The organism is Pseudooceanicola sp. HF7 (assembly GCF_011806405.1).
GTDB lineage: Bacteria > Pseudomonadota > Alphaproteobacteria > Rhodobacterales > Rhodobacteraceae > Pseudooceanicola.
On the sequence record NZ_JAATOW010000003.1, the window covers coordinates 216,585 to 227,109 of the forward strand.

12 protein-coding genes are annotated in these 10,525 nt (G+C 65.1%); 7 read left to right on the forward strand and 5 right to left on the reverse strand.

Annotated features, from left to right (window positions below):
- The first annotated feature begins 25 nt into the window (after positions 1 to 25).
- The 3 genes from HCZ97_RS02480 (at position 26) to HCZ97_RS02490 (ending at position 2,809) form a co-directional block, all read left to right on the forward strand.
- On the forward strand, positions 26 to 808 hold the full coding sequence (locus HCZ97_RS02480) for a GNAT family N-acetyltransferase (protein WP_217701712.1): 783 nt from the start codon (positions 26 to 28) through the stop codon (positions 806 to 808).
- A complete protein-coding gene (locus HCZ97_RS02485; RefSeq protein ID WP_167687082.1) occupies positions 805 to 1,323 on the forward strand; it encodes a hypothetical protein in 519 nt (172 codons plus the stop codon). Before HCZ97_RS02480 ends, HCZ97_RS02485 begins: the two co-directional genes overlap by 4 nt.
- 115 nt (positions 1,324 to 1,438) lie before the next feature.
- Entirely contained in the window at positions 1,439 to 2,809 is a 1,371-nt protein-coding gene (locus tag HCZ97_RS02490) for a glutamate--cysteine ligase (RefSeq protein ID WP_167687083.1), read from the forward strand.
- Between the two features lie 66 nt (positions 2,810 to 2,875).
- Here the strand turns inward: HCZ97_RS02490 and HCZ97_RS02495 are convergent, their stop codons facing one another.
- The 5 genes from HCZ97_RS02495 to HCZ97_RS02515 all read right to left on the reverse strand — a co-directional run bounded on the left by HCZ97_RS02495 (position 2,876) and on the right by HCZ97_RS02515 (position 6,865).
- Entirely contained in the window at positions 2,876 to 3,259 is a 384-nt protein-coding gene (locus tag HCZ97_RS02495) for a DUF805 domain-containing protein (RefSeq protein ID WP_167687084.1), read from the reverse strand.
- Between the two features lie 22 nt (positions 3,260 to 3,281).
- Complete coding sequence (gene plsY / locus HCZ97_RS02500; RefSeq protein ID WP_167687085.1) at positions 3,282 to 3,890, reverse strand: glycerol-3-phosphate 1-O-acyltransferase PlsY; 609 nt, start codon at positions 3,888 to 3,890, stop codon at positions 3,282 to 3,284.
- Entirely contained in the window at positions 3,890 to 5,173 is a 1,284-nt protein-coding gene (gene pyrC, locus HCZ97_RS02505) for a dihydroorotase (protein WP_167687086.1), read from the reverse strand. The genes plsY and pyrC overlap by 1 nt, the downstream gene beginning before the upstream one ends.
- A 77-nt stretch (positions 5,174 to 5,250) precedes the next feature.
- Positions 5,251 to 5,832 (reverse strand): hypothetical protein, encoded by a 582-nt coding sequence (locus HCZ97_RS02510; protein WP_167687087.1) that lies wholly within the window; start codon positions 5,830 to 5,832, stop codon positions 5,251 to 5,253.
- Positions 5,833 to 5,917: 85 nt separating this feature from the next.
- Positions 5,918 to 6,865, reverse strand: a complete 948-nt coding sequence (locus HCZ97_RS02515) for an aspartate carbamoyltransferase catalytic subunit (RefSeq protein ID WP_167687088.1) — start codon at positions 6,863 to 6,865, stop codon at positions 5,918 to 5,920.
- A gap of 160 nt (positions 6,866 to 7,025) precedes the next feature.
- Between HCZ97_RS02515 and HCZ97_RS02520 the strand changes: the two genes are divergently transcribed.
- The 4 genes from HCZ97_RS02520 (at position 7,026) to HCZ97_RS02535 (ending at position 10,522) form a co-directional block, all read left to right on the forward strand.
- On the forward strand, positions 7,026 to 7,808 hold the full coding sequence (locus HCZ97_RS02520; protein WP_167687089.1) for a uracil-DNA glycosylase family protein: 783 nt from the start codon (positions 7,026 to 7,028) through the stop codon (positions 7,806 to 7,808).
- Positions 7,808 to 8,422 (forward strand): LysE family translocator, encoded by a 615-nt coding sequence (locus HCZ97_RS02525; RefSeq protein WP_167687090.1) that lies wholly within the window; start codon positions 7,808 to 7,810, stop codon positions 8,420 to 8,422. Before HCZ97_RS02520 ends, HCZ97_RS02525 begins: the two co-directional genes overlap by 1 nt.
- Positions 8,423 to 8,425: 3 nt before the next feature.
- Complete coding sequence (moaB, locus tag HCZ97_RS02530; RefSeq protein ID WP_167687091.1) at positions 8,426 to 8,956, forward strand: molybdenum cofactor biosynthesis protein B; 531 nt, start codon at positions 8,426 to 8,428, stop codon at positions 8,954 to 8,956.
- A gap of 105 nt (positions 8,957 to 9,061) precedes the next feature.
- Complete coding sequence (locus HCZ97_RS02535; protein ID WP_167687092.1) at positions 9,062 to 10,522, forward strand: efflux RND transporter periplasmic adaptor subunit; 1,461 nt, start codon at positions 9,062 to 9,064, stop codon at positions 10,520 to 10,522.
- Positions 10,523 to 10,525: the final 3 nt, after the last annotated feature.

Below are 10,525 nucleotides of genomic sequence, written 5' to 3' on the forward strand. Positions count from 1 at the left end.
TCTTTCCGGGTACCCTGAAACATCCATGTTCCTGCGCGGCAACCTTGCCGCCCATGGCATCGGGGACACCGCGGATCCGCAGGCCACGGATTTCTTCCTGTGGTTTGAAGAAGACGAACTGAGAGGTGTCGTGGGCCTGACGCGCTCCGGCTTTCTGATGTGCCAGATGCCGGGGCAGGGGGATGCGGCTTTCGCAGCGGTGGCGAAGGCGCTGGAGGGCCACCGGATCGTGGGGCTGACCGGTGCGGCGGACCAGGCAGAACGCTTCCTGGCGGCCCTTGGTCTTGATCCGCACCTGAGGGTGAACCACGTGGAACCGCTCTACCGGCTCGAACTTTCGAGCCTGGCGACGGCCCCGCTGATCTGTCGTCCGGCAGAGCAATGGGAAATTCCGATGCTGACGGAGTGGTTTGCAGAATATGAGACCGATACTGGGCTGGCCCCTCTGGATCCGGAAGAACTGCGCACCGGAGCGATTGCGCGGGCGGAACGCGCGGCTGGCCATCCCGATTGCCGGCTCTTGATGGAAAAAGGGCGGCCGGTGGCCATGGCCGCGCTCAACGCCCGCGCGGGCGACCATGTGCAGGTCGGGGGTGTCTTCACGCCGCGCGATTATCGCAACCGGGGATACGGGCGGCAGGCGACGCAGGCCTTGCTGCTGCATGCCCGCTCTCAAGGGGCGCGCGTGGCGTTCCTGTTTGCCAACAACCCGGCGGCGGCGCGCGCCTACGAGGCCATCGGTTTTCGGCAAATCGGCGAGTACCGTGTTGCGCTGACGAATGCGCCTGTCGCGCTGGAGGTCTCATGATCCGTCCTGAACTTCGGCAGCAGATCACACGATGGCGCGAGGCGCTCGTTGGGCTGGCGGTTCTGTGCCTTGGTCTTTTCTGGCTCATTTCCAGTTTTGGCCTGCTGCGATGGATCGGTGTCGTGGTCGCGCTTGGTGGCGGCGCTCTGGTCTTTGCCGGGATCCAGCGCGGGCGTTTCCGGGGGAAATCCGACGGGCCCGGAGTGGTGGAAATCCGCGAAGGCCAGATCGGCTATTTTGGCCCCTTCACCGGCGGCGCCGTCGCCCTGACTGAAATGAACAGGCTGGCGCTGGATGCCGGCGCGACCCCGCCCAGCTGGCGGCTTAGTCAATATGGCCAGCCCGACCTGCTGATCCCGCTCAATGCCGAGGGCGCGGATGCGCTCTTCGATATCTTCGCAGCCCTGCCCGACATCCGGACGGGGCGCCTGGTGACAGAGGTGCAGCGCGCCAGTACCGGGCAAAGCGATGCCAACGTTGTCATCTGGGATCGCGCCCGGCTTCGCCTGAACTGAGCCAGGCGGACGCAGGCACCTTCCATTGACACTCGGACGAAATCGGTTTTGATCAGGACCTCATGACCCGGCCAACTTCGGCAGCAGTCCCAGGAAAAGACGCGGAGCTCCCCATATGTCCATCCCCCAATCCGGCGGCGGTCCGATCGAACGCCATGAACAAATGGCGGAATACCTGGCCGAGGGCTGCAAGCCCAAGGAAGACTGGCGCATCGGTACGGAGCACGAGAAATTCGGCTACTGCAAGGACAGCCTGAAGCCGCTGCCCTACGAGGGTGAGCGCTCCATTCATGCCGTGCTGTCCGGCCTGCGTGACCGCTACGGGTGGGAGCCCGTGGAAGAGGGCGGCAAGCTGCTTGGTCTGCAGAAGGACGGCGCCAATGTCTCGCTTGAGCCCGGCGGCGCGCTGGAGCTCTCGGGCGCTCCGCTCGAGACCATCCACCAGACCTGCGACGAGGTGAACGAGCACCTTAAGGAAGTGAAGAGCATCGCCGACGAGATCGGCGTGGGCTTCATCGGTCTCGGTGCCGCGCCAACCTGGAGCCATGAGGAAATGCCCCTCATGCCGAAGGGCCGCTACAAGCTGATGGATGCCTATCAGAACCGCGTCGGGACCACCGGCACCACCATGATGCGGCGCACCTGCACCGTGCAGGTGAACCTCGATTTCGGCTCTGAAGCGGACATGGTGCAGAAGATGCGCGTGGCGCTGGCGCTGCAGCCCGTGGCCACGGCGCTTTTCGCCAATTCGCCCTTCTTCGAGAACAAGCCCAACGGCATGAAATCCTACCGCTCCTGGGTATGGCGCAACATGGACGCAGCACGCACCGGCATGCTGCCCTTCGTCTTTGAAGAGGGCTTCGGCTTCGAGGCCTGGGTGGAATATGCGCTCGATGTGCCGATGTACTTCGTCTACCGCGATGGCAAGTACATCAACGCCTTGGGACAGTCCTTCCGGGACTTCCTGAAGGGTGAATTGCCCGCGCTGCCGGGTGAGACGCCGACGCTCAGCGACTGGGCCGACCACCTGACGACTCTCTTCCCCGAGGCGCGGCTGAAGAAATTCATCGAAATGCGCGGCGCCGATGGTGGGCCCTGGCGGCGGCTTTGTGCGCTGCCGGCCTTCTGGGTCGGCCTGACCTATGACCAGGGTGCCCTTGATGCGGCTTGGGACCTGGTGAAGGGCTGGACGCCAGCCCAACGTGAGGCGATGCGGGTTGCGGCCGCCGACCAGGCGCTTCAGGCGGAAGTCGACGGGATCCGTATGCATGATCTGGCGCGTGAAGTGCTGGACATTGCAGAGGGCGGCCTGAAGGCCCGGGCGCGCCCCGGCGCCGGTGGGCTGATCCCTGATGAAACGCATTTCCTGAACGCACTGCGCGAAAGCGTGGAAAGCGGCAAGGTGCCCGCGGATGAGCTTCTGGATGAATACAACGGCCCCTGGGACCAGGATGTGACCAAGATCTTCGGCCAGTACAGCTATTGAAGCAATCGGATCAGGATTGGCAGGGGGCGGTGTGAACCGCCCCTTTTTGCTTTCTGCCGACTGGTGTCACGCGGCTTCGTTAACGGAAGCGGGCATCGGGTCCGGACCGAAACGGTTGGGACCTTCGGTGCCCGGGCGGGCGTACCAGACCACCAGAATGATCCAGCCGATGACCGGGATGATGCCCAGCAGAATCCACCAGGCGGATTTGTCGATATCATGCAGACGGCGCCCGGCGACGCAGATGCTGGGCAACAGGATCGCCAGCGCGAAGAGGCTGGAGAGGATGTCGAAGATCCCGAACTTGCTCGGATCGCCGGCAAGGATGGACAGGACGATGTTCACGATCGCGCAGCCCAGCCAGAACCACCAGAATTCAGACCGCACGGCGCGACCGGAAATGACGGCGTAATTCGACAGGACGGATCTTATGGATTCGCCAAAGGTCATGCTTCCCCCGAAAAGAGGAGCCTTATGACTTGCGGCCGATCCGGGGCTCCGTTCCTGCGATCAGCCGTTGGATGTTCGCGTGATGGCGGATGAAAATCAACAGCGCCAACAGAATGCACAGGATAACGGCATCGCTCCGCCCCAGTAGAACAGCCCAGACGGGGCTGAGCGCCGCCGCGGTCAGGGCCGACAGGGAAGAGTAGCGCAGCACCGCTGCCATCACCGCCCAGGTCGCGCAACAGGCCAACCCGATTGGGAAGGAAAAGGCCAGCAGGGTTCCAAGGAAGGTGGCCACGCCCTTGCCGCCCCGGAAGCCCAGCCACACAGGGAAGCAATGCCCCAGGAAAGCAGCGAAGCCCGCGATCTGGACCGCGTCTTCGGGGGCAAGGGCCCGGGCGATCAGCACGGCTGCCGCGCCCTTGCCGCTGTCCAGGATAAGGGTCGCAAGCGCCGCGCCCTTGTTGCCGGTCCGCAGCACGTTGGTCGCGCCGATATTGCCGGACCCGATCTCTCTCAGGTCACCCAGGCCAAGGGCGCGGGTGATAACGATCCCGAAGGGCACCGAGCCCAGCAGGTAGCCAAGCAGGGCTGCCAGCAGCAGGACGAGGGGAGGGGACACAAGCTCCGGCATCAGAATTCCGCTCCGTGGACTTGGACGCCGTTGACCCAGGTGGCCCGCACCTTGCCCTGCATGCGGGCGCTGTCGAAGGGCGTGTTCTTGGATTTGGACTTCATCTTGAAACGGTCGAGCACGAAGGGCGCATCCGGATCGAACAGCACCAGATCCGCCGGCGCGCCAACGGCCAGTCGCCCACAATCAAGCCCCAGCCGTTTTGCCGGGTTCAGGGACAGCGCCCTGAACAGCACAGGCAATGTCAGATCCCCGGCATGGACCAGCCGCATGGCGGCGGGCAGTAGCGTTTCAAGCGCCACGGCACCAGAGGCGGCCTCTTCAAACGGCAGGCGCTTGCTTTCCTCGTCCTGCGGAGTGTGCATGGAGGAGATGATGTCGATCAGGCCGGAGGCCACGGCCTCTACCACTGCCTTGCGGTCATCTTCGGAGCGCAGCGGCGGCTTGACCTTGAAGAAGGTGCGATAGTCGGCAACGTCGTATTCGTTCAGCGTCAGGTGGTGGATGGAGACGCCAGCGGTCACGTCCAATCCGTTCTTCTTGGCACGTTCCAGTGGGGGCAACGCACGGGCCGTGGTCACCTGGTCGAAGTGGTACTTCGCGCCGGTCATCTCAAGCAGGGAGATGTCCCGATCGATCCCCATGCGCTCAGCCATGGGAGAGGCGGCAGGAAGCCCGCGCAGGGCGGCGAATTTTCCGGTGGTGGCGCAGGCCCCGGCAGAGAGGCCAGGTTCCTGGATATGGCCGATGACCAGCGCGCCGCGAGCGCGGGCGTAGGTGAGCGCCCGGGACAGGACCTTGGTATTCGTGACGACGTGGTCGCAGTCCGTGAAGGCGACGGCACCCGCGTCCAGAAGGAAGCCGATCTCCGTCATTTCGCGGCCGTCACGCCCTTTCGTCAGGGCCGCCATGTGCAGCACCTTGACCGGCGAATCCTCTCGCGCGCGACGAGAGACGAATTCCAGCGTTTCAGGGTTGTCGATGGAGGGCAGCGTATCGGGGCGGGTCACGATAGTGGTGACCCCTCCCGCCGCGGCTGAGGCGCCAGCGGTGCCGAAGCTTTCCTTGTGGCGTTCGCCCGGCTCGCAGACCTTGACGCCGATGTCGACGATGCCCGGCGCAAGGCAGAGCCCGCGGCAATCAATCACGTGGTCGGCAGCGGCCTGTTCGGCCTCGGCCCCGGTGGCAAGGATCTTGCCATCTGCCATCAGAAGGCTGCCCAGGTCGGCGATCTCCGCTTCCGGGTCGATAAGTCTCGCGTTGGTCAGAAGCGTCGTCGTCATTGGCGGGCCTTGGCAGGGATGAACTCCCGCCCGCTATAAAGCAGATCGGCCCCGGGGTGTAGGCGCGAAATCGAGTCTCAGAGCAGCCAGAGCGCGATGGCCACCAGCGCGAGGAGCACGCCAATCCCCAGAACGAGGGAGGCGATCCAGGCGCGGCTTCGTGGGGTCGGTCCCATTGGCGGCACGGCGGCGGGGGCCCCGATGCCGGACGCGGCGATGGAATGAAGCGGGGCTAGGCCGATGGCGCTGCGCTCGGCCTCGTATCGGCCCACCAGGCTCATGCCCCTGGGAAGGACCACGTCCTGGTTTCGACCTTCGGAAACGCGACCACGCAGCAGGACCACAGGGCCTTGCAGCGCGTTCAGGCTGGACTTGTCCTGCGTAACGGCCGCCGCATTCAGTCCCATGCCATCGGTCAGATAGGCGGCCAGACCGATCCCTGTCAGGTCTTCGGGGTTGATAAGCTCCACCTGCTTGGCCTGATCATCCGGCAGTCCCAGCAGATCCGCCGCCGTCGCACCAGCGGCGCCATTCAGACGGCGGGGCGAAAGAAGAGCGGCCATCTCTGGCGCTTCGGGATCGGTCGCGATCACGAAAACCGCATCGCGATCCGTCGGCTGAAGCTTCAGGACATCCGTTCCGGCAAGTTCCGGGGTCATGGCGCGCCTCCTCTATCCTGCCGGGCTGATGCCCGACGTCGTGAACCTAACCGGCCAGACGCCCGGTAAGTTCCGCGCCCGGAGGTCAGGCCGCTGCCGCGCGGCGTTCCTGCAGGTTGCGCGCCAGAAGCTCCATCGCCGCCATGCGCACGGCCACGCCCATTTCAACCTGCTCCTGAATCACGGAGCGGTTGATGTCATCGGCGATCGTTCCGTCGATCTCGACCCCGCGATTCATCGGGCCGGGGTGCATCACGATGGCGTCCTCTGCGGCAAGGGACAGCTTGGCCTGGTCCAACCCGTAACGGTGGTAGTACTCGCGTTCCGACGGGATGAAGCCGCCGTCCATCCGTTCCTTCTGAAGGCGCAGCATCATCACCACATCGGCCCCCTTGAGGCCTTCCTGCATGTCCTCGTAGACCTCGCAGCCCAGTTCGGCAAAGGCAGAGGGCACCAGGGTAGGGGGGCCGATCAGCTTGACCCGGTTCTCCATCTTGTGCAGCAGCAGCAGGTTCGACCGTGCCACGCGGCTATGGGCGATATCCCCGCAGATCGCGATGTTGAGCCGGTGCAGCCGCCCCTTGGCGCGGCGGATGGTCAGCGCATCCAGCAGTGCTTGCGTGGGGTGCTCGTGCCGCCCGTCGCCGGCATTCAGCACGGCGCAGTTGACCTTCTGACTCAGCAGGTCCACAGCGCCGGAATGGGGGTGCCGCACGACCAGCAGGTCAGGGTGCATGGCGTTCAGTGTCAACGCCGTGTCGATCAGCGTCTCACCTTTTTTGATGGAAGAGGCCTGCATGGCCATGTTCATCACATGCGCGCCAAGGCGCTGGCCCGCGATCTCGAAACTGGACTGCGTGCGGGTCGAGTTCTCGAAGAACATGTTGATCTGGGTCAGGCCCCTTAGAACGTCGGTGTTCTTGTTGTCTGACCGGTTGAGGGCAACGTAATCCTCCGCCAGGTCCAGGATGGCGGTGATTTCATCGGGGGCCAGGGGCTCGATGCCCAGCAGGTGGTTCTGGCGAAAGCTCATGGCCTCATCTCCGCTTGTCGGTCTGGCCCGCTTATAGGCGGGTCCGGTGCCCGTCAGCAAGCTCTGGCCATCGAGAAGAATCGGCCATCGAGCACCGGCCATCAAGCACCGCTTCCGCCCGCCCGCCGGGGGCGTTACGGTGTCGCTCATGGAGCAGGACATGGAATCGGCACTGGATTGGGACCTGGCGCGCAGCATGCTGGAATGGCAGCTGGAGATGGGCGCCTCTGAAGCGATCGGCGATGGTCCGGTCAACCGGTTCGAGCTTGCGCCCGAACCGGCCCGCAAACCCGCGGCTCAGGCGACCCCCGACGAGGTCCGTGAGCGGGTGGAGGTCAACGCGGTCGAGGAAGCGCGGATCGCAGCTGAGGGCGCCGACAGCCTTGAGGCATTGCGCGCCGCCCTTTCCGCCTATGACCATTGCGAATTGCGCAACGGGGCCCGCAACCTGGTGTTCTCTGACGGTCAACCGGGCGCGCGCCTGATGATCCTGGGCGAGGCGCCGGGCCGGGACGAGGACCGCCAGGGCAAGCCCTTCGTCGGTCGAGCCGGCCAGCTGCTGGACAAGATGCTGGCCGCAATCGGCCTGTCGCGCGGCGCGGAAAAGCCCGAAGAGGGCGTCTACATCACCAATGTACTTCCCTGGCGGCCCCCGCAAAACCGCGATCCAAAACCTGAAGAGATCGCCATGATGCTGCCTTTCGTGCAGAAGCACGTGGCGCTTGCCAAGCCTGACGTCCTTTTGCTGATGGGGAATATCTCTTGCCAGGCGGCGCTCAATAAGCGCGGTATCCTGCGGCTGCGCGGCCACTGGGCAGAGGCGTTCGGACTGCCGGCGATGCCGATGACCCACCCGGCCTACCTTCTGCGCCAGCCCCAGGCCAAGCGAGAGGCCTGGGCGGATCTACTGGCGGTGCGCGCTAAGCTGGAAGGCAAGGGCTGATGCCTGTCGAGGCGCTTGTCCTGCTGACCTTCATCCCCGCCGCGCTGGCTTTGAACCTGACCCCGGGCGCGGACATGATGTTCTGCGCCGGGCAGGGGCTGCGTGCGGGGCCTGCGGCGGCTTGGCGGGCAAGTGCCGGCGTGGCAGTCGGCGGCCTGTTGCATGCGCTGATCGCCGGGTTGGGCGTGGGCGCGCTGGTGTCCAGCCATCCCATTGCCTTCGAGGTCATCCGCTGGCTGGGGGCTGGCTACCTGTTGTGGATGGCCGTGCAGATCCTGCGCTCTGACGGGCCGGGCCGGGCTGATCTGAAGCCCGCGAAGCCTTTCCGCGACGGGTTGCTGGTCAACCTCTCGAACCCCAAGGTGATCCTTTTCATCCTGGCCTTCGTGCCGCAGTTCGTGGACCCGGCCCATGCCGTTCTGCCACAGTTCCTGGTCTTCGGGGCGGTGCTGGCTGCCGGCGGGCTGGTGATCAACGGGCTGGCCGGCGCGCTGGCGGGTCAGCTTCAGGCGCGGTTCGCGGCCCGGGGCAAGGCCGGACGCTGGCTCAACCGGATCTCTGCAGGGATCTTCGGCGCGCTCGCCCTGCGCCTCATTCTCATTGACCGGAGCTAGGCCATGACGGAAAGAGACTTCATTCCAGTACGGATCGCCATCCTGACCGTCAGCGACACGCGCGGACCAGAAGATGACCGCTCCGGCGACACGCTTGCCGCGCGGGTCGAAGGGGCGGGCCATGTCCTGGCGGATCGGAAGATCCTGCGAGATGATCGCGCCGACATCGCCGCACAGCTGCGGGCCTGGGTCGCGGATCCGGGCGTTGATGTGGTGATCTCGACCGGGGGGACCGGGCTGACGGGGCGCGACGTGACCGTGGAGGCGCATCGCGACGTCTACGAGAAGGAAATCGACGCCTTCGCCACGATGTTCACGATGGTCTCGATGCAGAAAATCGGCACCTCAGCGGTGCAAAGTCGGGCAACAGGCGGCGTGGCGGGCGGAACCTACCTGTTCGCGCTGCCCGGAAGCACGGGGGCTTGCAAGGACGGTTGGGACGAAATCCTGTCAAAACAGCTCGATTATCGGCATATGCCCTGCAATTTCGTGGAAATCATGCCGCGGCTGGATGAACACCTGCGTCGTAAGTAACCGTTCAACCATAACGAATTTGTGGCTTGGCAGACTGCGGGGCGGTACAGAGAATGGGCGGGTGAACCGCGCCGCCATCTGTCTCCTTCATTGGATAAGCCACGCATGCGATTTCTGGTTCGAAGCCTGTCTGGATTGTTCCTGCTCTCACTCACCCTGGGGTTGCTGGCCTATGCCGGCTACCTGATCAACGGGGCGGTGCAGGACCGGTTGTCGCAAGAGCCTTTCATCCCCCAAGCGCGCGAACGGACCTTTGCCGTGAATGTCGTGACGGCAGAGCCCCAGACCCTGCGCCCGGTGCTGACGGTCTTCGGGGAAATTCGCAGTCAGCGCACGCTGGATATCCGTGCCTCTGCCTCTGGCACGGTGGTTGAGCTGGCGCCGGAGTTCCGGGAGGGCGGGCAGGTCAGACAGGGGCAGGTCCTGTTGCGGATCAACCCGACCCAGGCACAGGCCGCGCTTGACCGGGCAGAGGCGGATCTGGCGGATGCGCGGTCAGAAGTCCGCGATGCAGAACGCGGCTTGGGCATTGCCCAGGATACGCTGGTGGCGGCGAGGGATCAGGAAGACCTGCGCACCCGCGCCCTGGATCGACAGAACCAGCTTGTGGAGCGCGGACTTGGCTCTCCGGTCGCGGTGGAAACGGCAGAGCTTGCCTCGGCCGCGGCGCGGCAGTCGGTTCTGTCCTCTCGCAGTGCGCTGGCCCAGGCAGAGGCGCGCATCGACAGCGCTGCCACCGCCTTGTCCCGCGCGCAGATCGCGCAGAGGGAAGCGCAACGGGATCTGGATGACACGGTTATCCGCGCGGGCTTCGATGGCACCCTGTCCGGCGTGACCCTGGTTCAGGGCCGGCTTCTGGCCGCGAACGAGGTGCTGGCGCAGCTGGTCGATCCGGAGGCGCTGGAAGTGGCCTTTCGGGTCTCCACCACGCAATACGCGCGCCTGCTGGATGAGACCGGGCGCCTGATGGGCCTGCCGGTGGAAGTCGCGCTTGAGACCCTCGGCGCGGCCTTGACCGCCGAAGGGCAGATCAGCCGCGACAGTGCGGCCGTGGGCGAAGGGCAGACCGGGCGACTTATCCTGGCGACGCTTGAAAAGGCCCGCGGGTTGAAACCAGGGGATTTTGTCACCGTCCGGATTGAGGAAGAGCCCGTCGAACAGGTCGTGCGGCTGCCGGCAACCGCCCTTGATGCGGCCGGAACGGTGCTCGTGGTCGGAGAGGATCAGCGGCTTGAGGTTCAGCCGGTCACGCTTGAGCGCAGGCAGGGCGATACGATCCTTGTTCGTGCCCCGGAGCTGCACGGGCTTGACGTAGTGGCACAACGCACCCCGCTGCTGGGGGCGGGCATCCTTGTGCGGCCCAATCGCCCCGGAACGGCGGAGGCAGAGACGACAGAGCCTGCGCTGGTGGAACTCTCCGCAGAGCAGCGCCAGCGCCTCATGGCCTTCGTGGAGGCAAACAGCGTTCTGCCCGCAGAGGTGAAGACCCGCATGCTCGGGCAGCTCGAACAGGCCAAGGTGCCGGCGGAAATGGTCCAGAGGCTTGAAAGCCGGATGGGGGGCTAGGCC